The sequence below is a fragment of the Bacillus sp. FSL R9-9497 genome, assembly GCF_038005805.1.
GTDB classification, from domain to species: Bacteria; Bacillota; Bacilli; order Bacillales; family Bacillaceae_G; genus Bacillus_A; species Bacillus_A cereus.
On sequence record NZ_JBBOTY010000001.1, the window covers coordinates 845,438 to 870,234 of the forward strand.

The following is a 24,797-nucleotide window of genomic DNA, read 5'->3' on the forward strand; positions in this document are numbered from 1 at the left end:
TTAAATAAGAAGTATTATTTTACCTTTCGTACAATAAATGCTATATTAAAAAATGTTACTTATTTTTTGTATGTAGCATTATTTTTCCCTTTTGTTTGATTATGAAGAAAAAGGATAAACTAAATAAGAACATTTTCATTGAAAAATTGTTCAAGATTGCATACAATCAATATAGTTTTTAAATTCCTATCAGAATACTTGGAGGATTACTATCATGAAGAAATTATTTTCAGTGCTTGCAGTAACTACATTAGCGATTGGGATTGTAGCCGGCTGCGGTAAAGAAGAGAAAAAAGATACAGCTAGTCAAGACGCGTTACAAAAGATTAAACAAAGCGGTGAACTTGTAATTGGTACAGAAGGTACATATCCACCATTTACGTTCCACGATTCAAGCAATAAATTAACTGGATTTGACGTTGAATTAGCAGAAGAAGTTGCAAAACGTTTAGGTGTAAAACCTGTATTTAAAGAAACACAATGGGATAGCTTACTTGCTGGCCTTGATGCAAAACGTTTCGATATGGTTGCAAACGAAGTTGGTATTCGTGAAGATCGTCAAAAGAAATACGATTTCTCTAAGCCATACGTTTCATCTTCAGCGGCATTAGTTATTGCAAAAGATAAAGATAAGCCTGCTACATTTGCTGATGTAAAAGGATTAAAAGGAGCACAATCTTTAACGAGTAACTATGCAGATATCGCTAAGAAAAATGGTGCGGAAATTATTGGTGTAGAAGGATTTAGCCAAGCGGCAGAATTATTAGCTTCAGGACGCGTTGATTTTACAATTAATGATAAGTTATCAGTATTAAATTATTTAGAAACGAAAAAAGATGCGAAAATTAAAATTGTAGATACTGAAAAAGAAGCTTCAGAAAGTGGATTCTTATTCCGTAAAGGTAGCGATAAGCTTGTACAAGAAGTAGATAAAGCGTTAGAAGATATGAAAAAAGACGGTACGTATGACAAAATAACGAAAAAATGGTTCGGTGAAAATGTATCTAAGTAGTGCATTGGTTTCAGATCGATTGTCTACTTGGATAGATATTATGCAGACTTCCTTCATGCCTATGCTGAAGGAAGCTGTTTTTACAACAATTCCATTAACGCTTATTACATTTATTATCGGGATTATACTGGCAACGTTAACAGCGCTTGCACGTATTTCTGGTAGTCGTATTTTACAATGGATTGCTCGTATCTATGTATCTATCATTCGCGGAACGCCACTTCTTGTACAGTTATTTATTATTTTCTATGGTCTTCCAACTCTTAATATTGAAGTTGAGCCATATACAGCAGCAGTTGTTGGATTTTCATTAAATGTCGGTGCATATGCATCTGAAATTATTCGTGCTTCTATCCTTTCCATTCCGAAAGGGCAGTGGGAAGCAGCTTATACAATTGGGATGACATATCCACAAGCATTAAAACGTGTTATTTTACCACAAGCAACGCGCGTATCAATCCCACCGCTTTCGAATACATTTATTAGCTTAGTGAAAGATACTTCGTTAGCATCGTTAATTTTAGTAACAGAAATGTTCCGAAAAGCGCAGGAAATTGCGGCGATGAACTACGAGTTTTTAATTGTTTATTTTGAAGCAGGTCTTATTTATTGGGTTATTTGTTTCTTATTATCAATCGTACAACAGATGTTAGAAAAGCGTTCAGAACGCTACACATTAAAATAATCCTTTTACAAAAGGAGTTTTTGTTTTTATGATTTCAATTCAGCACTTACAAAAAAGTTTCGGAGATAATACCGTACTAAAGCATATAGATTTAACAGTTGAGAAGGGCGAGGTTGTTGTTATTATTGGGCCGTCTGGATCTGGTAAAACGACATTCTTACGTTGTCTCAATGTATTAGAAACACCAAACGCTGGTAATATTCGTATCGGTAATAAAGAGCTTAACTTCTCTCAAAAAGTAACGAAGAAAGATATTGTTAATCTTCGTACGCAAACAGGTATGGTATTCCAGCACCATAATTTATTCCCGCATTTAACAGCACTTCAAAATGTAATGGAAGGGCTCGTTACAGTGAAAAAGATGGGGAAAGAAGAAGCAAAGAAAAAAGCAAACTATTTCCTTGAAAAAGTTGGTTTAGCAGATAAAGTGGATTTATATCCGTTCCAATTATCAGGCGGACAACAACAGCGCGTTGGAATTGCGCGCGCGCTTGCGATGGAGCCGGAAGTGTTACTATTTGATGAGCCGACGTCAGCGCTTGATCCTGAACTCGTTCAAGAAGTTCTGAAAGTAATGAAAGAACTTGCTAAAGAAGGCATGACGATGGTTATTGTAACGCACGAAATGCGTTTTGCACATCAAATTGCGAACCGTGTTATTTTCATGGATGGTGGTGTCGTTGTCGAACAAGGTACACCAGAAGAAGTATTTACAAATCCAAAAGAAGAACGTACGAAGAAGTTTTTACAAATGTTGCAATAAATTAAGGAAGGTCTCAAGGCATATGCCTTGAGACCTTTTTGCCATATATATTTATTTGTGGAATCCGCCAAGGCTTTGCTCAGCCATTGCAACTAGACGTTTTGTGATTTCTCCACCAACTGAACCGTTAGCGCGAGCCGTAGAATCTGCTCCTAATTGTACACCAAATTCTTGAGCGATTTCGTACTTCATTTGATCGATTGCAGCTGTTGCACCTGGTACTACTAATTGATTTGAAGAATTTTGGTTTGCCATAGGAATATATCCTCCTTAGAGTTATAAAAGTTTTTTTGGTTGGACTAGCTGGAGTTGAACCAGATTATCGCCCCGATTGGCGCTAATCCATCGGTAATTAAGTTTGTACTCATAGTATGGATGTTACCTAGAAAGATATACAAAATAATAATTTGTAAATTTTGTAAAAAAACTTATTGATTTCGTAAATTATGAAATAAGAGTAATCGTTGTATTTTTAAGAAAACAGGCCAAACTAAGGAGGATATTAAATATAATTTTCTCATTGTAGCCTGCTACTTGTAGGCTAATTATTAGCTTCTTATATAGGATTTATTGAAATAAAAATGAAATCGGTAGCAACTTTATAGTTCTATTTTAAGTAGGGATGGAGTGGGCACTCCTATGTCTGGATAGGTTGCTCTCTTCACTCTAAAAAAGAGAGGCTTTAAACGATAACGTATGGAGGAATCATGATGGGGATTTGCCCGCTTTGCAACGCATTAGAATCACAAACATATTCTTGTCAAAATTGCCAAAGTATACTCCAAGATTATGGGAAGTCTGTAGATTATATAGACGATTATAGTGCCTATATGGATCAAGAATTATTAAGTGCAGTAGATGGTTTAACGCATAATAATTCAAATGAATATTGCAATCATATTTTTTATTGCGGAGTATGTAATGTGGAAACTGAGGTTGTAGTAAAACTTGTGTAAATAGAAAACTTCCACCTTATTATCTAGGTGGAAGTTTTTGTTTTTGTATTTGTGAGTGAATCATAGGAGAAGGGATATGTTCGGTGTTTGATGAAGCCCCTGATTTTATTTGAGACATTTTTTCCTTTGTATCACGTAGAGAATGTTCAGTTAAGTAGACGGCATATTCGTAAAATAATTGGCGTGTCAGTTCACTTTGTTCTTTTAATTTGGCATCTTGGAATACAGTTCGCCCAGGTTTAGAGTTGGCTTCAAATAACCACGGATTTTCCTTTGTGTCTAAACCGATATCAAAACCGATTTCTCCAATATTTCCGGTTACTTGTTCATCGAGCGCGTAACTTATTTGTAAGGCAGTATGTTTTAATTTATTTTCAATTTGAACTTGTTTCGTTGAATCTGGAAAAAGCTCTTGTAGCAATTTTGTATTACCGCCACTATTTACGTGCGTTGTTAAACTGCCTTTGCCGGCGATTTTGGCGACGATTGCACTAACTATCCAATTACCGAAATGATTTTTATTTGTATGAATGCGGAAATCAACAGGTTGCCCATCGAAGCGAAGTAACGAAATACCTTGCTGTACGATAAACTTTTTTAAATCATGCCCTTTTAGTACATGGTTTAGAAGAGTTTCTAATGATTGATACTTTCTCAGTTTGTTTTCTTCATTTTCGCGATAACGACAGTAGTAGCAATTTTCTGTTTGAGAATAAAATATTTGATGAATATTTCTACCGAAGCTCCCGTGTATTGGTTTCATGTACACTGATTTATATGTGCCAAGAAACCGTTCTACTTGTTCAAAATGCTGAAATGCTTCTGTATTTGGTAATAAGGGTTTAATTGATTCGTCTTTCATAAGAAGTTGATGAACTTCCCATTTATTGAAAAACCCTGGGTTAAACCATGGAATGGAGTAGTCTTGTTCTAACTTTCTTTTTGCTCTGACAATTGGTTTGTAATTTTCCGCTTGTCGATTCGGTAGTCGATCGTAAATGACGTTTGGTAAAGGAACCTTTTTCTTTATCCATTGTTTCTCTCGAAAGAAATATCCTTCAATTGTTTCTTCTTCCCAGTTTATATGTTGAACGCCAAAGACGAATACGAACGGTCGTAATGAGAATGGTGGTGTTAACAACTCACTGAGAGCGATTGAACGATTTCCTAAAGGATTAGAAGAATCATCGTTAAAGCCAGTTGTGAAAATGCCGATCAATGGTCCGAAAATAATTGTTTGGTTTTGTGTGAATGCATGAATAGTAGTTGATTGAGGCAGTAAAAGTTTTTCGGCAATATGTTTTCCAATAATAATTTCGCGAGTAAAGGAATAATGAATTTTTACTTCTTCACTTGCTATATGACGTATGCCGAAGGAGAGGGATGTAATAGGTGGTGTAATAGAAAAAACGTAAGGTAAAGTAATGCTATTTGGATGTTCATCTGAAATATTTAATGTATATATATGTTCTTTCAAAATAGGTTTACCTCCTTTCATTATGGTGTAAAACGACTGAATTTAAGTGGTCCATGAAATATCTTTTCAGCTAATGAATCACTATGACGAATGTATTGTTCGTAAGGAGGGATCGTGTTGACATACATAAGCCAGATTGCACCTTTTTGATCCATAATTGTGGAAAGTTCTAGTTCAAATAACGAAGAATAAGACTGATCTAGTGTTTGGAATACTTCATTTATAATGTCGTGTAAAGCGTCGTGCAATAGTTGCACACCTGTACTAGATAGTACGTATTTAATTTTTGAAAATGAATGTAATGAATCATCGTCCGTTGTTGAGGGTAAAAGCTGATTAGGAAATGAGCTTTTTTGTATAAATTGACCGATAACATTCCAAGTTTGTTCTTTGTTTTTTTGCAAAATGGTTCGAATGTGCAGTGGATATGTTAATTGATTTGGTGGTTGTAGCATAGTGTGCGCTATGTAACGTGATGAACGTATGTTAGATTTACACCAAGATATAAATTCGTCTGTGCGTTTGATTGGAATAGAAGTATGGTATTTTTCATTTACTGTATCGATCTGAAACGTTTTATTTTTGTAAGCGACTCGATATAAGTTATCTTTAGAATGTATATTAGTGGGGCGTATAATAATATCTTTAGTTTTTAACAACAGTTTGAAAATGTTTTGTATCGTCGCAATTTCAAATTTTGGTATATAAGGAGACAGTTTTTTATTAGTGAGAAATAAATCATGTAGTTCACTTGAATTAATAAGTGTGTTATTTAAAAAGGTAGTGGAAGGACGATTGTGCAAAGAGTGAATAATTGATTTTACTTTTTCAAAGTCTGTTTCCTCTTGAAAAGAATAACGATCATATATATAAGAAGGAATAGGGAATGTTTGCTTTTTCCATTTTCCTGTATCTGTATCGTAAATAAGACCAGAAACAAGGTCTGTTTTAGGATCAATACAAAATGGCGTAAACTGGGCAACGACATTATGATAAAGCCGAGCGCGTTTAGCGATTTCGGTGTAATACGTTTGCTCATAATGAAGTTTAGAAGTTAAAAGGCCGAGAACCAACGAAATCACTCCTTTACTACTATTTGCATAATAGGCGAAGCTATATATTGCAAATACGTTTTTATACCATTATACTTTTGTCCGTATGATGATATGCTATAGTTTTGGAGAAGTGAAAGGTTGATTGTAATGAATATATGGTTAAATATGTTAACGACGACAGGACTCGGAGCAATTATTGGAGGATATACGAATCATTTAGCGATAAAAATGTTATTTCGTCCTCATCGTCCTATTTATATCGGAAAGTTTCAAGTTCCATTTACACCAGGGTTAATTCCGAAGCGGCGTGATGAACTTGCTGTTCAATTAGGAAAAATGGTTGTAGAACATTTGTTAACACCAGAAGGAATCGGAAAAAAGCTAACAAATGAAGAGTTTCAAAAAGGTTTAATTCACTGGGCGCAAGTGGAAGTGGATAAAGTAATTACGAATGAACAATCACTGCGATATATGTTAGAAAAATGGAATATAGCACATGTAGAAGAAGAAGCGACTCGAAAAATCGAACATGTGATTACAGAAAAAATTCATGCATTTTTAGCAGAGTATTATACATATACATGGGAACAGGCTTTACCTCATTCTGTACATGAAAAGATAGAGAATGCGATTCCGAATGCCTCGGCGTTTATTTTAGAGCGAGGAATTAGCTTTTTTGAAAGTGAAGAAGGGAAAGCGCGTCTTTCAAAAATGATTGATGATTTCTTTGCTTCTCGTGGAACGCTACTTAACTTAGTTGGGATGTTTTTAGGAAATGTAAGTGTTGTGGATCGTGTGCAGCCAGAAGTTATTAAGTTTTTAGGGCAAGATGCTACAAAGCAGCTTTTAACTGACGTACTGCAAAAAGAGTGGGAAAAGTTAAAAGGAAGAGATGTAAAAGAATTAGAAGCATTTGTAGAGAAAGAAATGATTGTAAGCTCCGTGCTGTCAGCAGTTAAAGTAGAGGAAACAGTGAGTAAGTTTTTAAATCAATCGGTTCAGCAAGTATGTGAACCAGTTCGAGAAACAATTATTGAAAAAGTGGTTCCATGTGCAGTAACGAAAGGCTTAAAGTGGGGAACAGAAAACGTAGAGAGTATACTAAACAATCTACACCTTGCGGAAATTGTCCAGCAAGAAGTGTCTACATTCTCAACAGAAAGATTAGAAGACTTAGTTCTGTCTATTACGAAAAACGAATTAAAAATGATTACGTATTTAGGAGCGTTATTAGGCGGAATGATCGGGCTCGTACAAGGATTGTTACTATTGTTTCTTAGATAATAAGGTGAGTACATAGAAATAAAAGTGAAATTTCTTCACATCTCTTGCATAGTTTGATATGGTAAGAAGAGGTGCGTGTAAATGCACTGAAAAGGCAGTGCGTATGAAAAGCGCTAGCCTTCTAAAGGAGGAAAAATAAAATGACAAAGAACATTCATGATGTTGCATATGAATTACAAAAAGCAATCGCTGAAAACGATGACTTCAAAACTTTAAAAGAGAGCTACGCAGCAGTTCAAGCTGACACAGCTTCAAAGAATTTATTCGATGAGTTCCGTACAATGCAACTTAGCCTACAACAAAAAATGATGCAAGGCCAAGAAATCACTGAAGAAGACAACCAACAAGCACAAGAAGTTGTAGCTCGCATTCAACAAGATGCTAAAATTACAAAATTAATGGAAACTGAGCAACGCCTAAACGTTGTAATCGGTGACGTTAACAAAATTATCATGAAGCCACTTGAAGAATTATATAGCGCGCAACAACAAGCGTAATAGTGGAAGACGCTCCTAGGGGAGCGTCTTTTGTTGTTTTTATCCCGCTATTTGCTGGGCAGTAAGACCCCTACTGATTAAAGTTTCACTTTAGGGAACTCTGAATGTAACTTTATACATGTAAAATACTCTATATATAACAGGTGGGATATTAATTTTTCGTTTGTACGCATTTATATTGTCGTGAACTGTATTCCGTGATTAATAAAAGAATAAATTAGTCGGGGAGTTATATGCATAAGAAGTATATTAAGGGAATTCTCTTTCGGCAATCGCTTATCTATTTCGGGATAGCGCATTAGTATTTCGGTGAAAAAAATGTAATTTTTACATATAATGTATTTAATAATGAGCTAATTAATAGAGAGAAATGGAAGAGGTTAGTATAGATGGAGACCCTTATAGATTTAAATAGTTTTAAAACGGAAATATTAGCGAAACATGTACTTCATATGATGATAGAAAATGACTTTTTTTATCAAGGATCGCAATTGGTTGAAAATATTTGGGTAAATGATTCAACTATTTTTATAAATAATGTAAAGATACTTACAAAAGGTATTGAGATTTATAAAAAGAATAATGAATTTTATTTAACACGTCACCCAGATAGTACTAAAGTTATATTATATTAATATAATGAACAGAACAAGAAAGTAGCTTATAATTTATTTAACTTTGTGTTATAATTTTTTCCTAATCTCATGATGGTGAGTATATATTTTTATGGGGGTTCTAATTTTTTAGAAGTATGCTTAATTTACTTTTGAAAAATATAGAGCTATTTTTAATGTTTTAAGTGTAAGATAAATAATCCTATCTTTATTGAGGAATGAAAATCGAAAAATTATTCTAAGAATACCTAGGTAGAGCAATATATTTAATTTACCTTTTAAAAAATGCGGATTTATTTTTAATGTTAAAAATATAAGGTAAATAATTCTATCTTTATTTAGGAATGAAGATAAAAAAATTTCTCTTAAGAATACCTAGGGGGGGCAATGTATATGGTTGCGTTTGCAAAAGGATTTATGCAATGATAGCAAGAATGTGGAAATCTAAGTGGCAGTTGTTGATTCTGTTATTTTCACTTATAGTTAGTGGTTATTTCTCTTATTTAATAAAAGAATATCCTGAGATAGGTATATCTGTAAAATATGAATCTAATCAATATGTTATATATGAATTATCAAAATATAGTTGGGCGGGAAAAAGAGATTTCCAAATAGGAGATATTATTGTGAAAATTGATGACGATTCACCATCTAAACATTTTACAGTTGAACCGTATCATTCAATTGAACAAGCTAAAAAAATTACTTTAAATAGGAACGGGGAAATAAAAGAGTATGAGATAAAATATACACCTTATAGCAAGCAATTATTTTATCATTTGCTCATTCCAGTTGGATTTTATATAGTATGCTCTTTGATGGCATTATATCTTTTAATTTTTGTTCCTGAAATGAATCGTAGTACCACTAATCTAGTATATTTTTTAATTTCTCTTGGAGTGAATTTTATTAGTATTATGGCTGTTGAAAGAGAGGATATATTATCTTTTATTGTGGCCTCAATTTCATTAGTATGTTCATTTACTTTCTTTATTCGATTCATGATGTTGTATTTCTTGAATAATCAAATAAAATTTTTAATACCAAAGCAATCAAAAGTTTTAGATGCAATATCTGTATTCCTTATTATAGTGAGTATTTTTGTGTATATAAAACATAATGAATGGGCTAATTTGTTTACAATCATTTTAAGTTTGATATTATTTTGTTGTACAGTATACCTATTAGTAAGATTTTATTTTAAAAGTAAAAATAGTAGTTACATTAAATATTTAAAGATTATTATTATTAGTTTTTTTGTGTCAGCAACCCCATTTGTTTGTTTATATTTAATTCCAAATTTATATTATGGGGAAGAATTTATAAGTAGTGAAACGACGGGGATTTTCTTTTTATTTATCCCAGTGTGCTTGTTTTATTTAGTAATTGCAGGGAAGTTGTTTAATTTTAGGTTTATCGTTCAGCGATTACCACATTATATTATTTTATCTGTAGGGATTAACATATTTTTGGCAGTATTAACTATGGTAGTTTTTGAAGATAGTGAGGAAAGTTTATTAGATTGGATAAAATTTAGAATTATTGCTATTATTATTTGTATTTGTTTTTTATATATTAAGGATTATATAGATTTTAAGCTGAGAAAAAGTTTATACCATCATCAAAAAAATTATCAATTCAGCTTGCATCGATTTTTACACCAAGCGAAAAATGAATATAAACTATCAAATTTAATTTATAGTATGCGAAGAGAGATAGCGGATATTTTAAAACTTGAAGAGACGTGCTGTGTAGAAATAAATAAAATTGAGAAGTCTGTCCGTGTTTTGGATAGTGAATATGTTCCGCACCGGACGATAGAAACGTTATTTAATCATCAACTGGATACCTACAAGGTTGGTTCAAACATACAGTTAGAAAAACACTTTGGATTTGTTTTATCTGCTTCAGCAGAAAAAATGCTTATTTTATTGTGTAATTCTAATGGGAAAGAAATTTTAAGTGTAGATGAAGTAGTTTGGATTGAAACATTATGTAATTATGCAGATTTATTATTAGAGTGTTCTAATCAAATTGAAGACTTATTAAATCAATTACAAGAGATAAAAAATTTAGAGCAACCACCGATATGGTTGGCGAGACTTATGTTCAAACTATCAGAAAAAGAACGAACAAATCTTGCAAGTGATATACATGATGGAGTTTTGCAAGATCAAATACGTTTAACTAGAAAATTTGAAAGTTATAATGAACGTGTTAAAGATGAGGAAATGAAAGATATACTTAATGAAATATATGAAGAACTATTAGATCATATTTATACAATTCGTGAAACTTGTAATAATTTGAGGCCACCATTCTTATATGAGTTAGGTTTAAAACAAGCACTACTGAATTTATTTAAGCAAATTAATTTAAAAGCGACCTTTTTCTTCTACTATGATATTCCTGAAAGAATTGTAGTTCCTAGTATTGAACATGAACAAGCGATTTATCGAATTATACAAGAACTATTAAACAACGCAATGAAACATTCAAAAGCGACAAATGTAACGATAAGATTATTTCACAAAAACGATCACCTATATTTAACTTATGTAGATAATGGGGTAGGCGTTAAGTTAGATGAAGTAAACCGTTCTTACAACACGTTAGGCTTGTCTGGGATTGTCACTAGGATACAAAGCCTGAATGGAGAGATGTCTGTTGAATCAAAACCTAATCTCGGTTTGCAAATAATTATTAAATTTAAAGATAATTAATTTCCAGCGAGTCATCAGATGATGGGATGATGTTGTGTATAATGATATTGAAGGGGTGAGAAGATGATTTCAGTACTTGTAGTAGATGATCATGTTGCAGTAGGATTAGGGACGAAGGCGTTAATTGAAAAATACGATGATATGAATGTAGATGTAGTACATGATAGTATGGAAGTAGAAAAAATAATTAAGGATCAAAAATATGATGTTTACTTAATTGATCTACAAATGCCAAATATAAACGGTTTAGAGTTATCTAAAAAAATATTAAGGATACATTCAGAGGCATCAATCCTTATTTTTACAGGTTTTGATGTGCTTTCGCACTATAACCTACTTATAGAGAGTGGAGTTTTAGGGGTTTTAAGTAAAACATCGTCAGAGGAGCAAGTAATTACTTCGATTCGTCATGCAGTAAAAAAAGAAGTAGTTCTATCCCAGCAATTTGTTAAGCAGTTAAGAATAAAAGAAGCGATTTCGAATATAGCTACCGAACATGGAGAGGTTTCGAATAGAGTTTCATTAAATGAAGATGAAAAACAAATTCTAATAGAAGTGAGTAAAGGGAAAACAAATAAAGAGCTTGCTGGAATTTTGAATTTAAGTCAGCGTTCTATTGAGTATAAATTGACAGATATATTTCATAAATTAAAAGTTTCTTCTCGGATGGAAGCTGTTCAGAAAGCGAAGGAGCTGTGGCTTATTCCTTCTCTTGATTTATAACCTTAAATGGTACTTAGTGACATAAGCTCGGAAATAAAATATTTGATAAGAGGTTCTTTTCCAATTTCGTTTGGGAAGGAACCTTTTTTTGTTAGCAAGGAGATTTACTTGCGTTGTAAGCGCAAGTGTTTTTGCGTGGCATTACTTTGTTTTTTCGTTTCGGGATTTGGAAAAAATAGTTAATATAAGAATGGGATTGGGTGTCCTTTAATATTAGTGTAGATAACAGAAGCGATAATGAAGTGACACGGAGAGAAAGATAATCAAGTTAGGGAATTGTACAACAATAATCCCATAAAATTTAGGTATCTTTTAATAAGAAAGAAAGGGGGAGTAAATTGAGAGGAAGAACAAAGAAATTTGGGGAAATATGTTTAGCTAGTGGAATTCTATTTACTCAGGTTAGTACTTTGGGTGTTTTTTCGACCACCACTTATGCTGTTACAGGTGATGAGATATCAACTTTTATTATGCAAGCAAATAAAAGTAAGGTAAAGGTAGATGAGGACATCGTTTTAGAAATCGAAAACTCAGGAAATCAAGATGATAAGGTTGAGTTGCAATTACCTGAAGGCGTAAATTTCAATGAAGAAGCTACAAAAAAGCTGAATGAAACTAATGAAGCAATTGAAACAATCCATGTGGTAGAGCATTCAACAATTCAAATCCAAAGAAAATCGCAAAGTAGTGGTTTAGGTAAGGTGTTTTTATCAATTAAGGGAAATAAGCCAGGGGACTTTGCATTTGTGGCAAAGGTTCAATATGGGGACACTGAGGTAAAAACGAAAGCAGTTAATCTGAATGTTTCAGAAAATGTTCAGGAAGCTATTCAGGAACCAGATAATCTTTTGATAGAGAAAACAGAGGAATTGAATGAAGAGACGAGAGTAGTTGAAAAGACTACTAGTGATGGAAAAGTAGATGTTCAGCCAACTGAGGGAATGTCTGGTCAGATAGATGAAAATGCCCAAGAGGAAGAAAAATCAGAGGCTACATCAAATGGGAGATCTAAAGAAGGTAATAACGTAACTAGTAATGGAGAAGAACTAAATGCTGCCAAAGATACGAACACAGAAATAGTAAAGGTAGAGGAAGAAAATCAGACTGCTACTGCCTTGGTAGAACATGCAGATGAAACTCATCAGAGTATAATTCAGTATCCAAATGTTAATGTAATTAGTTCAAAGGATGGTACGGGATCTATGATTCCAGGAGAATATGCCCTTCAATGGAGATGGAGTACACAAGTAAAGTATAAAATTGTTGGGAGTACAACAGATACTAACTCAACATACCAGTCTTATGACTTTACAAACGTAAATCCCGATAAGGAATCGTATGTTCATATAGAGAAAGCTGGAATTTATATGGGCAGATGGCTAGATATACGTGTCAATATTATAAAGTTCGATGGAGTCACCAAAGTTAATGTAGCCACTCCGCGTAAAGTAAGTGGTAAAAAGGATTTCTTGCAAATGAGGTATTGGGGGCGAGTTGGATCTTCGGCTGATATTTCTTATGAATTTTATGACCATGAAACGGGAGAGTTAGTGCCTGTATCTGGTATGTGGAACATTAATAAATTGAATAGTCATAAGGCTATAGACTTAAATGTAGATAAAAAGCATTTCAATTCTTTATACACGTATGACAATACGACAATAACATATAAAGATAATGGTGATGGCACTGCTAATTTTGTGGGAACTGCTGGTGGTGCAGCTGGAAAAGATACAAATATGACATTCACTTATACGGGGATAACAGAATTACCAATGCGTATCCATCGATTAGGAGACTCAACATCACGGGTAAGGTATGAATATGAAGCTATGTCCAAGATTGGTATACCGCATCCTGAAGTAATAGGTGAAGTGACGGAGGGAGCTGATAGAGAACTATATTATCATGTATATCAAGATATGCCTCCGCAAGCCATTGCATCTTCTAATCCAACTTCATTTGTACTTGAGAGTAAAGTAAATCCAGATTTCAATGTAAAAAATGTAAAGATTTTAGATGAAGATGAAAAGGATATAAGTAGTTATTTTGATATTACACGTGAAAATAATAAGGTTACAGCTACTGCCAAAGCTAATATTGTAAATAAGTCAGAGTTCGGTGGTAAATTTTATGATATGCAAATTCGAGGCTCCTTGAAAGAAGAGGCTGACTTTAAGAAGTATTATAAAAAGGGCTATCTAGAGGTCCCTGTTTCTGCCAAAAACTATATTGATGGAGATAAAAAGGGACAAGAAGGTAATCAAGGTATTGCGAAAATACAGTACAAAGGTACCCCTACAGGAAAAGCGGTTCCACAAACTGTAAGGATTAACACAGATTTATCAAAGATGGATATTTCGAACTTTGTAACAGGATTATCTGTAGATACGGATGATAATATTGATAAACCAATATCTGTAGTTCGTTTGGAGAACATTCCAAAAACAAATGTTATAGGAGAGTATTCTGTTACAGTTGTAATTCGCACTGCACAAGGAGTAGAGGAAAGAATACAAGTACCTATAAAAGTAGTGGTGGGAACGTTGAAATTAGTGAATGTTCCACAAACGATCTCTTTTGAAAATTTGCTTATTCCATCCAAACCAACGATATATAATCCTACTTCTATGAATGGGAAATTGACGGTAGCAGATGAAAGGATGAAGAGACAGAAATGGCGTGTGGATGTAAAGGAAACAAAACCACTTACGTCTCGTACTAACGATAAATTAGAAGGTGCGATGATCTATACAACAAAGGATGGAACTGATCTTACGTTAAGTAAAGAGGGCGTAGAAGTAATTTCACATACACCGACTGATGATAAGAGTATTGAAGTGAACTGGGAACAAAATGAGGGAATTAGACTTCAAGTAGTACCAGGGCCGAATGTGAAAATGAATACAAAATATCAAGGTGAATTAACATGGACACTAACGGATGCTCCTAATTAAGATGATATATCTAAGAGAAATATAGATATAAATTTTAGAAAGGAGAGAATGTAATGCTAAAAAAATGTTTATTCTTGATGTTGTTTATGCTTGCTTTAATACCAATATTCTCATTTCATGAAAAGATATTAGCAGACAAGGTGAATTCAAAAGCAGGAATTACTTTTTCAAATAGTTATGTTCCCACTACAATTATCGATTCATTGATACCGGATGGATCTAATTTAGTAATCGATACATCTGATGACCAGATAAATAAGAAGGAGCTACCGAAAACAGGTGGACAATCTTTTTATCTGTTTCAATATTTAGGTTTAAGTAGTATTATAGCGGCTTTTGTTATGTTACTAACACTAGCCAGAAGTAAAAATAGGAAAAATAGAAACGCAAGTTTTTATTTAAATAAATAGAACTATATAAATGGAGGCCAATTATGAAATTAACGAAATTAGCATTAGCAGGAGCAGTATCATTTTCAACGGTATTAGCAGCAGGAGCACCAGCATTTGCAGAAGAAGCTGCAACAATGAAATCAGTTACAGATGTTTCATTTACAGAAAGTGAAGAAATTACGAACCCAGTTAACCCACTTAATCCAGATGAAACAGTAGAATCGAAAGATCCTAATGATAAAGAGGATCCACACGAGCCAGGAACACAAGGTCCATTAAGTATTGATTATGTATCAAATTTTCATTTTGGCAAGCAAGTTATGTCAGGTAATGATCAAGTATATAACGCAAAACTTGATACATTGAAAGTAAAAGGTGCAACAGAATCAACAGAAGTACCAAACTACGTACAAGTAACAGATAACCGTGGAACAAACAAAGGATGGAAATTGACAGTAAAACAAAATGGTCAGTTTATAGCCGATGATAAAGATAAAGCAGTATTAGACGGTGCTGAACTGAAGTTAAGCAATCCAGTTGCAAAGTCTGCAACAAATCAGAAATATGCTCCAGAAGTAAAAGAAGTAACATTAAATCCAAACGGAGATACACAAGAAGTAGCAATTGCTGCAGCTGAAAAAGGTATGGGAACATGGGTAACTATGTATGGTGAAGATGCTAAAAAAGGAATAGAAAGTGTTACATTATCTGTACCAGGTTCAACTGCAAAAATAAAAGATGCGAAATACCAAACATCATTAACTTGGACTTTAGAAGATACACCACAATAATTCATCGCAAATAATCATGAAACGAAAAACGAGATAAAAGGGGATAAATTATATGAAATTAACGAAATTAGCATTAGCAGGAGCGGTATCATTTTCAACAGTATTAGCAGCAGGAGCACCAACGTTTGCAGCTGAAGATGGTGGAACACTAAACTCAAAAGCATTTATCAAATTTGAGAAAAATACTGAAATTGTAAATCCAGTTAGTCCACTAGATCCAAATGTTGAAGTAGAAACAAAAGATCCAAACGATCCAAAAGACCCACATGAGCCAGGAACACAAGGTCCATTAAGTATTGATTATGTATCAAACTTCCAATTTGAAAAACATAAAGCTTCTGGTAACAACGAAATTTACCACGCTAGTTTAGATTCAGTAACAAAAAAAGATACAACTGAGACAATGAAAGTACAAAACTACGTACAAGTAACGGATAACCGTGGTACAAACGCAGGATGGAAGTTATCAGTAACACAAAACGACCAATTTAAAACTGCAGAAGGCAGGGATTTAACAGGAGCAGCTTTAACGTTGAAAAATGGAACGTTACATTCAGCATCTGGAAGTGAGGCACCAAAAGCTGCACAAGATATTACGTTAACTCCAGGTCAAGCATCTGATGTTGTAACTGCGCAAGAAGAGCAAGGTATGGGAACATGGGTAAACACATTTGGTAAATCAGTAGAAGATGCGGAGAAGAGTGTGGAGCTAAGTGTTCCAGGTAAAACAAAGAAAGAACAAGCTGAGTACACAACTTCTCTAACTTGGGAATTAAAAGACGCACCTATGTAATATAACTTTGTAAAGATTAATCATATAGGGCATAGAAAGAGATAAGGATAGATTTAATATCTTTATCTCTTTCGTTTGTATATCAAATTATTGAATATGAGAGGAATATAGTATGAAATCTATTAAAAAAATATTGAGTAGTTTATTAGCCATTGTATTTATTTTAAATATTGCTAGTGTTACAATGCACGCAGCAGAAATGAAATTTGCGGTAACAGCAGTAATTCCAGAAAACCAAGTTGACAAGAATCAAACATATTTCGATTTAAAGATGGAACCAGGTAAAAAGCAAACAATTCAAGTGCAAATGAAAAATGATACGGATAAAGAGGTTATAGTAGAAACTCATGCGAATACAGCTATTACAAATAGCAATGGTATTACTGACTATAGCATGATTGATCCTCAATTAGACTGTACACTTAAAACCCCATTTTCTAAAATTGCTAAAGTACAAAAAGAAACAAAAATTCCAGCGAAAGGTAAAGTTACATTAGATGTGAGTATTGAAATGCCAGCTGAATCATTTGATGGTGTTATTTTAGGTGGATTGTATTTTAAAGAAAAAGAAGATGAAAAAGAAAAAGGAACATCTGATAATGTACAGATTGAAAACAAATATGCATACGCAATTGGTGTTGTCTTAAGAGAAACGGACGCCCAAGTAAAACCAGATATGAAATTAAATGAAGTAAAGCCAGGACAAGTGAATGCACGTAATGTAGTGACAGCAAATTTACAAAATATAAAACCAGCAATGTTAAAGAATTTAAGCGTAGATGCAAAGGTGTACACTGAAAAAGGTAAAGATATACTACATGAAACGAAAAAAGAAAATTTAAGAATGGCACCAAATTCTAACTTTGATTATGCAATTAGTTGGGACAATAAAGCTTTAGAGCCAGGAACATACCGTCTAGAAATGAAGGCAACGGATGGTGATCAGAAATGGGAGTGGACCAAGAAATTTACGATTGAAGGAAAAGAAGCACAGAAGTTAAATGATACAGCTGTAGAGGCCAAAAAGGATTATACTCTGTACTATATTATAGGTGGAATTTTATTACTTGTAACATTACTAGTTTTAGTATTCTTACTAGGAAGACGCTCTAAGAAAAAAGGTGACGAACAAGAATAGTAAACGACATATGTTGATTAAGTACTATTAAGAAGATGATAGCATGATACAAAACACTGTTAAGAAATAGTGTTTTGTATTTTTTTATAAAGTATTTGAAAGAAAGAGAATATTAGTCAGAATGGCAAATTTACAGATTCACAAGGTCGTGAATTGACGGGTGCGAAAAGTACGTTTCATAAATGAAGTGCCTTAAGAAATATATATGCAAATCTATATTTTATAAATATTACATGATTTTAGAAAGCGTGTATCATATACGGGTGTGAAAGAGAAGGGTATGTAAAGGGCAGTCAACAATATATGTTAGGTGAAACAGCTGTAGAAGTAGCTACGTCTATTTCAACGAATAACGAACCGACTGAAGTATTTTGGAATGATGAATCGAATGGTATCCGATTATTTGTTGAGCCTAGTCCGCTTATTAAAGTCGGACTAGAATATAAAGGAAAGTTAGAGTGGGTGTTAGCGGATACGCCGATGTAATGCGGTATTCACTCAAGAAAAATGCGTGAATACGAGAGGAATGTTCGGTGATATAAATGGAAGAATATAGTATAGTTACATTAAAGGCAAAATAAACTCGCGAGGACTAACAGCTTAATATATTGCCTTTTATTAGGGTGTATAGTCGTATTCAAGTATATACTAATTAATAACAATCAATATAAATAGAATTATTTGAAAGACAGTCAATTATTTTAAGACACGGTAAAAAATTGCTGTAATAAGTTATTAGTATTGCATTGTTAAAAGAGTAATTTAGGGTTGAGTTACTCCAATTGATAAAAATCCTATACTTTGTCAATATAGTGATTTTATCGTCCATTATTTGTTGTTATTTTGCGTTTGTTGTTTTTGCTTGGGCCTCCTTTAAGGAGGCCTTTTTTTATGGGAAACGGATGAAGTGCATCCTTACACATAATAAAGTCTCTTTAAAATTTCCATATGTTGGTGAACGTTTTAAAGAGGAATGTATTATCACTTACTGAAATACTCAGTTTTAATGTTTTTTTCCTTCAAAAACTCTTCAATTTCTTTTTGCTTCCTACCATTAACTTTCTCAAAGCGCTTTGTAAAAGAGAAATCAGTTTTGAATAAGTTACCATCTTGAGCGAGTTTGTCTAACTCTTGCTCTAGTTCTACTGAAAGTGCTGTAGATGATGAAATAAATTCATATATTTCTTTTGAAGGCTTTTTGTAATCATCGGGGATCGTATTGTTGCTAATAAAATTATGGAAGTTCGCGTCGTTTTGTTGTGCTAAATCTACTAGTTGTTTTAATTTCTCTTGGTCAGATTTCGTGGCATTCTCATCAGACATGGCTGATGAAAATGCCACGATATTTTCGTCTAACTCTCCGCTATAATTTAAATAACTTTTTATATTTTGTTTCATTTCGTCTTTACTAATAGTTTCATTTTTCTTTGAGGAACTAAATATATTTTCTGGAATTTTAATAGTTACATCGTTTTCTTCCTTAGGTTGTGCACTGTTTGAACAAGCTGATAGAAATAACATTGTAAGTAACATGAATGGGTATAGAATATAATTTTTCATCTTAATCTCCTTTTGCATTAGTGTCGTTGCAAAATAGCTACATTCCATTTCAAATACTTAACTAAAGCTACGTATAGATGTTTTATTATTTGATAACATATGACTGATATTAGTAAGCCGATGCAAAAAGCTATGAATACATTGTAAACATCGGAATAACTGATTTGATGAAACCCTTTAAAGAATCCTAACCCTATTAATAATATAGGTGAAATAATTAATAACGGTGTAGCAATTATAAGTGCTAGAAGAAGCGGTAATAGAAAGAGTAATACGAAAAAGGCGATAATGATAAATATAAAGTTTAAAAGACTTAAGCTCATAACAGAAAAAAGTGCTTTCATAATGTTTTTTAGGCTGCGCCTATTGTCAGCGTTGCTTATTGCATATGAAACGTTAAGTTCTTTAGCGATAGTTTTAGGGTTTCCTAGCTTTTTAGAAATTTCCTCTTCAGATATTCCATCTTGTTTACCACTAATAAAATGAGTTTCGTACTCCGAGATAATATCCTCCTTTTCTGAATTAGGCATATTCTGCAGAGAGGAACTAAGTTGTTCCAAAAATTCATTTTTGTTCATAACAATCACTTTCCTTTATAGAATGATGAATTACAGTTGAGAATCTTATCTTCTTTCTAAACAGCACAATCTATATCTACCTTTTGAAGGGTATATATAAATTGTGAATGGAATTCCAAATAATGGTTATTCCATTATTTATAAATATATCACTTGCTATTATTCTTTGCAAGGTACTATAAAATTTTTAATAATGTAAATGGGTGGAAATATTTTTGCGCATTTTTAGAAGAGATATAAAAATGTTATTTTAAGATAAACAAAAGGTTGTAAGCGCATTCTTTTAATCTTGTTAAAATAATGTCGAATTCATATTGTTGGAAAAATAATGCATTTGTAATATAATGATAAATGATACTTCACCACATTAATTAACTAGGTGAAATTAAAAATCTTTATTACACAAATTATGAAACAAAGGAATGATTAGTTTGAGTACAGGTGTAAAAGTAAACGACGTGAAGACAAAAACAAAAGGAGCAGATCTTGTTGTTGATTGTTTAATTAAACAAGGTGTTACACATGTTTTCGGTATTCCAGGAGCAAAGATTGACTCTGTATTTGATGTATTGCAAGAAAGAGGACCAGAGTTAATCGTTTGTCGTCATGAACAAAATGCAGCATTTATGGCAGCTGCTATTGGTAGATTAACAGGGAAACCGGGCGTATGTCTTGTAACTTCAGGACCAGGGACATCAAATTTAGCGACAGGTCTTGTTACTGCGAATGCGGAGAGTGATCCCGTTGTTGCTTTAGCTGGTGCAGTACCGCGTACGGATCGATTAAAACGTACGCATCAATCTATGGATAATGCTGCACTATTCGAACCAATCACAAAATATAGCGTAGAAGTAGAGCATCCTGATAATGTGCCAGAAGCACTTAGTAATGCATTTCGAAGTGCGACTTCCACAAATCCGGGAGCTACTTTAGTAAGTCTTCCGCAAGACGTTATGACTGCGGAAACAACTGTAGAGTCTATCGGTGCGCTTTCTAAGCCGCAGCTTGGAATCGCTCCCACAAATGATATTACATATGTAGTAGAAAAAATAAAATCAGCGAAATTACCAGTTATTTTACTCGGTATGAGAGCGAGCACAAATGAAGTGACGAAAGCTGTTCGTAAATTAATTGCGGATACAGAACTTCCTGTCGTTGAAACATATCAAGCAGCTGGTGCGATTTCACGTGAGTTAGAAGATCATTTCTTCGGCCGCGTTGGATTATTCCGTAACCAACCAGGTGATATTTTACTAGAAGAAGCAGACCTTGTTATTTCTATCGGTTATGATCCAATCGAGTATGATCCAAAGTTCTGGAATAAACTTGGCGACAGAACGATTATTCATCTTGACGACCATCAAGCAGATATCGACCATGATTACCAACCAGAGCGTGAATTAATTGGTGATATTGCCTTAACGGTAAATAGCATCGCGGAGAAATTACCGAAACTTGTATTAAGTACGAAATCAGAAGCGGTATTAGAACGATTACGCGCAAAATTATCAGAACAAGCAGAAGTTCCAAATCGTCCTGCAGAAGGTGTTACGCATCCACTTCAAGTGATTCGTACACTTCGTTCTTTAATTAGTGACGATACAACTGTTACATGTGACATCGGTTCCCATTCTATTTGGATGGCGAGATGTTTCCGTTCTTATGAACCACGTAGATTATTATTTAGTAACGGCATGCAAACGTTAGGTGTTGCACTTCCTTGGGCAATCGCAGCTACTTTAGTAGAACCAGGTAAAAAAGTAGTTTCCGTATCAGGTGACGGTGGTTTCTTATTCTCAGCGATGGAGTTAGAAACGGCGGTACGTTTAAATTCTCCAATCGTCCATCTTGTTTGGAGAGACGGCACATATGATATGGTTGCGTTCCAACAAATGATGAAATACGGCAGAACATCAGCTACAGAGTTTGGCGATGTTGATCTTGTTAAATATGCGGAAAGTTTCGGGGCGTTAGGTCTTCGTGTTAACACGCCTGATGAATTAGAAGGTGTATTAAAAGAAGCATTAGCAGCAGACGGCCCTGTCATTATTGATATTCCAATCGATTATCGTGACAACATTAAATTAAGTGAAAAGTTATTACCAAACCAATTAAACTAATGGAGGCAGATTTGAGATGACTGTTGCGCAATTAATTGATATTGATGCAAAAAAAACGAAAATGAGTAATGAAGTATATCAAACATCTACAATGCTTGCGCTATTAGATGGTGTATATGATGGTGTGATTAGCTTTGAAGATTTGAAAAAACATGGTGATTTCGGCATCGGCACATTTGATCAATTAGACGGTGAAATGATTGCATTTGATAATGGATTTTATCATTTACGTTCAGACGGTTCAGCGGAAAAAGTAGAGCCAGAAGAAACAACGCCATTTGCAACTGTAACGTTTTTTGAAAAAGAAATGAGTTATACGGTAGAGCGTCCGATGAATCGTGAAGAAGTTGAAGCGTTATTACATGAATTAATGCCAAGTAAAAACTTATTTTACGCTATTCGAATGGACGGTACGTTCCGTGAAGTAAGAACGAGAACTGTTCCAAGACAAGAAAAACCGTATACACCACTCGTTGAAGTGACGAAATCGCAACCAATCTTTTCGTTTGAGAATACAGAAGGTACGCTTGCTGGATTTTGGACACCAGATTACGCACAAGGTATTGGGGTAGCTGGATTCCACTTACATTACATTGATGATGAAAGAAGCGGAGGCGGACATGTTTTCGACTATGTTGTAGAAAACTGCACGATCCAAATTTGTCAAAAAGCTCATATGCATTTAGCACTTCCAGAAACAGCAGATTTTATGGCGGCTGAATTATCAAGAGAAAATTTAGAGGATAATATTGCAACTGCGGAAGGTGCGGAGTAAAAGGAGAAGACTGTTCCATTTTGGAACAGTCTTCTTTTATTTGTCGGTAAGTCGATATCGTTTATTTCTTTGAAACAAACGGATGCCCCTCATAATAAAAACGCCACGGATAATGTACAGCTTCTTCTGCATAGTCGATATTAATACGAGGTCCTGCTGTTATTTTATATTGTGATGATATGTGTTCTTCTTTTGGAACTAATTCAATATGTAACGTATCACTTTGTAACGATACACCGCGTTCTTTTAAAGTGATGCCAAGTGCACGGCATAGTTTGCCAGGACCGTTCGTTAAATTTTTGTACTGCGCTTTTGTAATTTCTGTCTTATTGTAGCGCGCTAGTTTTATTTCTTCTATTCCATCTACCGGCTCAAGAGCTCGAATGAGAACACCTTGCGGGGTGCCCACTGGCGCTGTAATAACGTTAAAGCAATGATACATACCGTAAATTAAATATACGTAAGCATGCCCTGGTGCACCAAACATAACTTCTGTGCGATCTGTCCGTCTGCCTCCGTAACTATGTGCGGCCTTATCATCTGGGCCTTTATATGCTTCTACTTCTACAATGATTCCGCTTCGCTTTATTCCGTCTACAATATGAACAAGTTTTTGCCCGAGTAATTTTTTTGCGACTTCTAACGTATCGCCTTCATAAAAGGAAGGAGGTGCCTGCATTGTACTATCTCCTTTACTAAGTGTATATGTATATAGTAAACCAAATTTTCAGTAGTAATTCTAACTCGTTCTATTTATCGGGTTTATTTCATAAATTATGGATAGAGTACAACAGCGAAGAGGGGGAGTGCGACATGATTTATCGCTTACTAGCTCTTAATATAGATGGGACACTACTATACAACAATGGAAAAATTGCAAAAGGATTAAGAGAAACAATTGAATTTGTGAAAAGAAAAGATGTATACGTTACGTTATTTACGAGTCGTAATTTTCAATCCGCTCATAAAGTAGCAAAGGCGTTAAAATTAGATTCTATATTAGTGACACATGGTGGTGCTTTCGTTTCAGCAACGTTAGATAAGCCGTACGTTCAAAGAAGATTGTCTGAAGAGAAGACTTTTAACATTGTGCAAGTGTTAGAGCACTTTGATTGTAACGTACGTATTTCTCATGAACGGTTTTCGATAGGAAATCGTGAGAGAAATACACCAAACTTAATTGCGCGCACTGTATTATCAAGCGCAGATCCGTTATTTTATCCAGTTCAATTTGTAGATTCGTTAGGTGATGCGCTTCGGGACCATCCCGTAGCGGCGCCAAAAATTGATGTTCTTTTCCAAAGTAAAGGTGAAAAAGAAAGAGGACTGAACACATTAAGAAAAGCATTCCAAGATGTAGAGTATGTTGAATGTGATTCAAAACGAATAGAAATTTTGCCGCAAAATGTATCAAAGTTACGTGGATTACAATTGCTTGGAGAGCATTTAAATATTTCGCTAAATGAAATGGTTGCGATTGGAGATAGTATGGAAGATTTAGAGGTTATTGAAAACGTGGGACTTGGGGTAGCGATGGGGAACTCGCCTGTAGAATTAAAGCAAGCAGCAGATTGGATTACACGTTCAAATAGCGAAAACGGTGTAGAGTATATGATTAAAGAGCATTTCCGTAAGCAATTCCCGCTTCCGTTTTTGAAGAATCATAAAAATACACCGAAACGATGAAAGAAAAACGTAGCTTTTTGGCTACGTTTTTTTGTTTATCTTATTAAAAACAGTGAAAGCGTTTTAAAATATGAATTGTGTATGAAATCTATACAATTCACTTGAATCCTTTAGAAAACTAATGTAAAGTGAATGATGTTGCCAAAATAGTTACACCACATGAAATATTCTTCAGATTAATTTTATTGGGCTCCCATACGTAAAAGTATTTCCGCATG

The 24,797-nt window shown here is 34.0% G+C and carries 24 protein-coding genes; 18 read left to right on the plus strand and 6 right to left on the minus strand.

What is annotated here, in order from left to right; translation table 11 throughout:
- Positions 1-214 precede the first annotated feature (214 nt).
- Genes MKY21_RS04395 through MKY21_RS04405 form a run of 3 tightly spaced genes read left to right on the plus strand, consistent with a single transcriptional unit; the run spans position 215 to position 2,460 of the window.
- Positions 215-1,012 (plus strand): amino acid ABC transporter substrate-binding protein, encoded by a 798-nt coding sequence (locus MKY21_RS04395; RefSeq protein ID WP_000732843.1) that lies wholly within the window; start codon positions 215-217, stop codon positions 1,010-1,012.
- Complete coding sequence (locus MKY21_RS04400; RefSeq protein WP_000281499.1) at positions 999-1,697, plus strand: amino acid ABC transporter permease; 699 nt, start codon at positions 999-1,001, stop codon at positions 1,695-1,697. The genes MKY21_RS04395 and MKY21_RS04400 overlap by 14 nt, the downstream gene beginning before the upstream one ends.
- 28 nt (positions 1,698-1,725) lie before the next feature.
- Positions 1,726-2,460, plus strand: coding sequence for an amino acid ABC transporter ATP-binding protein (locus MKY21_RS04405; protein WP_000623610.1), 735 nt, complete (start codon positions 1,726-1,728; stop codon positions 2,458-2,460).
- Between the two features lie 51 nt (positions 2,461-2,511).
- Here the strand turns inward: MKY21_RS04405 and sasP are convergent, their stop codons facing one another.
- On the minus strand, positions 2,512-2,715 hold the full coding sequence (sasP, locus tag MKY21_RS04410) for a small acid-soluble spore protein, SasP family (protein ID WP_000013338.1): 204 nt from the start codon (positions 2,713-2,715) through the stop codon (positions 2,512-2,514).
- A gap of 455 nt (positions 2,716-3,170) precedes the next feature.
- On the opposite strand from sasP, the gene MKY21_RS04415 reads away from it, so the two are divergent.
- Positions 3,171-3,416, plus strand: coding sequence for a hypothetical protein (locus tag MKY21_RS04415; protein WP_000510474.1), 246 nt, complete (start codon positions 3,171-3,173; stop codon positions 3,414-3,416).
- 19 nt (positions 3,417-3,435) lie between these two features.
- Here MKY21_RS04415 and MKY21_RS04420 read toward each other — a convergent pair whose 3' ends face one another.
- Together MKY21_RS04420 and MKY21_RS04425 are read right to left on the minus strand one after the other, a co-directional pair.
- The gene (locus tag MKY21_RS04420; RefSeq protein ID WP_044796360.1) at positions 3,436-4,893 is read right to left on the minus strand and encodes a YheC/YheD family endospore coat-associated protein; all 1,458 of its coding nucleotides are present in this window, start codon (positions 4,891-4,893) and stop codon (positions 3,436-3,438) included.
- Between the two features lie 20 nt (positions 4,894-4,913).
- Positions 4,914-5,966, minus strand: coding sequence for a YheC/YheD family endospore coat-associated protein (locus tag MKY21_RS04425; protein ID WP_000242813.1), 1,053 nt, complete (start codon positions 5,964-5,966; stop codon positions 4,914-4,916).
- A 129-nt stretch (positions 5,967-6,095) separates the two neighbouring features.
- On the opposite strand from MKY21_RS04425, the gene MKY21_RS04430 reads away from it, so the two are divergent.
- From MKY21_RS04430 to MKY21_RS04480, 11 genes are all read left to right on the plus strand, one after another.
- Positions 6,096-7,232 (plus strand): DUF445 domain-containing protein, encoded by a 1,137-nt coding sequence (locus MKY21_RS04430; RefSeq protein WP_140159095.1) that lies wholly within the window; start codon positions 6,096-6,098, stop codon positions 7,230-7,232.
- 140 nt (positions 7,233-7,372) lie between these two features.
- Positions 7,373-7,729, plus strand: coding sequence for a YlbF/YmcA family competence regulator (locus MKY21_RS04435; protein ID WP_000164610.1), 357 nt, complete (start codon positions 7,373-7,375; stop codon positions 7,727-7,729).
- Between the two features lie 389 nt (positions 7,730-8,118).
- Entirely contained in the window at positions 8,119-8,364 is a 246-nt protein-coding gene (locus MKY21_RS04440) for a hypothetical protein (RefSeq protein ID WP_061664773.1), read from the plus strand.
- A 401-nt stretch (positions 8,365-8,765) separates the two neighbouring features.
- Positions 8,766-11,066, plus strand: a complete 2,301-nt coding sequence (locus MKY21_RS04445; protein ID WP_061664771.1) for an ATP-binding protein — start codon at positions 8,766-8,768, stop codon at positions 11,064-11,066.
- A 63-nt stretch (positions 11,067-11,129) separates the two neighbouring features.
- Entirely contained in the window at positions 11,130-11,789 is a 660-nt protein-coding gene (locus MKY21_RS04450) for a response regulator transcription factor (RefSeq protein ID WP_048567842.1), read from the plus strand.
- A gap of 338 nt (positions 11,790-12,127) precedes the next feature.
- Complete coding sequence (locus MKY21_RS04455) at positions 12,128-14,746, plus strand: WxL domain-containing protein (protein WP_016117255.1); 2,619 nt, start codon at positions 12,128-12,130, stop codon at positions 14,744-14,746.
- Between the two features lie 53 nt (positions 14,747-14,799).
- A complete protein-coding gene (locus MKY21_RS04460) occupies positions 14,800-15,156 on the plus strand; it encodes an LPXTG cell wall anchor domain-containing protein (protein WP_016117256.1) in 357 nt (118 codons plus the stop codon).
- A 23-nt stretch (positions 15,157-15,179) separates the two neighbouring features.
- Positions 15,180-15,929, plus strand: a complete 750-nt coding sequence (locus tag MKY21_RS04465) for a WxL domain-containing protein (RefSeq protein WP_016117257.1) — start codon at positions 15,180-15,182, stop codon at positions 15,927-15,929.
- 52 nt (positions 15,930-15,981) lie between these two features.
- Positions 15,982-16,722: a WxL domain-containing protein gene (locus tag MKY21_RS04470; RefSeq protein ID WP_016117258.1), complete on the plus strand. Its 741-nt coding sequence runs from the start codon at positions 15,982-15,984 to the stop codon at positions 16,720-16,722.
- Between the two features lie 112 nt (positions 16,723-16,834).
- The gene (locus tag MKY21_RS04475; protein WP_341075536.1) at positions 16,835-17,860 is read left to right on the plus strand and encodes a DUF916 and DUF3324 domain-containing protein; all 1,026 of its coding nucleotides are present in this window, start codon (positions 16,835-16,837) and stop codon (positions 17,858-17,860) included.
- A gap of 303 nt (positions 17,861-18,163) precedes the next feature.
- Positions 18,164-18,346, plus strand: coding sequence for a hypothetical protein (locus MKY21_RS04480; RefSeq protein ID WP_061664765.1), 183 nt, complete (start codon positions 18,164-18,166; stop codon positions 18,344-18,346).
- 495 nt (positions 18,347-18,841) lie between these two features.
- On the opposite strand, the gene MKY21_RS04485 is transcribed toward MKY21_RS04480, so the two are convergent.
- Positions 18,842-19,420: an NDxxF motif lipoprotein gene (locus MKY21_RS04485; protein WP_341075538.1), complete on the minus strand. Its 579-nt coding sequence runs from the start codon at positions 19,418-19,420 to the stop codon at positions 18,842-18,844.
- A gap of 17 nt (positions 19,421-19,437) precedes the next feature.
- Positions 19,438-19,998, minus strand: a complete 561-nt coding sequence (locus tag MKY21_RS04490) for an HAAS signaling domain-containing protein (RefSeq protein ID WP_086411009.1) — start codon at positions 19,996-19,998, stop codon at positions 19,438-19,440.
- A gap of 431 nt (positions 19,999-20,429) precedes the next feature.
- Between MKY21_RS04490 and alsS the strand changes: the two genes are divergently transcribed.
- The gene (gene alsS, locus MKY21_RS04495; protein ID WP_000103546.1) at positions 20,430-22,118 is read left to right on the plus strand and encodes an acetolactate synthase AlsS; all 1,689 of its coding nucleotides are present in this window, start codon (positions 20,430-20,432) and stop codon (positions 22,116-22,118) included.
- 16 nt (positions 22,119-22,134) lie between these two features.
- The gene (gene alsD / locus MKY21_RS04500; RefSeq protein WP_098616958.1) at positions 22,135-22,893 is read left to right on the plus strand and encodes an alpha-acetolactate decarboxylase; all 759 of its coding nucleotides are present in this window, start codon (positions 22,135-22,137) and stop codon (positions 22,891-22,893) included.
- Between the two features lie 61 nt (positions 22,894-22,954).
- On the opposite strand, the gene MKY21_RS04505 is transcribed toward alsD, so the two are convergent.
- The gene (locus tag MKY21_RS04505; protein WP_001148797.1) at positions 22,955-23,572 is read right to left on the minus strand and encodes a DNA-3-methyladenine glycosylase; all 618 of its coding nucleotides are present in this window, start codon (positions 23,570-23,572) and stop codon (positions 22,955-22,957) included.
- A 134-nt stretch (positions 23,573-23,706) separates the two neighbouring features.
- Here MKY21_RS04505 and MKY21_RS04510 point away from each other — a divergent pair, with 134 nt between their 5' ends.
- Positions 23,707-24,579 carry a Cof-type HAD-IIB family hydrolase gene (locus MKY21_RS04510; RefSeq protein ID WP_000640420.1) on the plus strand — a complete coding sequence of 291 codons (873 nt, stop codon included), beginning with the start codon at positions 23,707-23,709 and terminating at the stop codon, positions 24,577-24,579.
- Positions 24,580-24,797 lie beyond the last annotated feature (218 nt).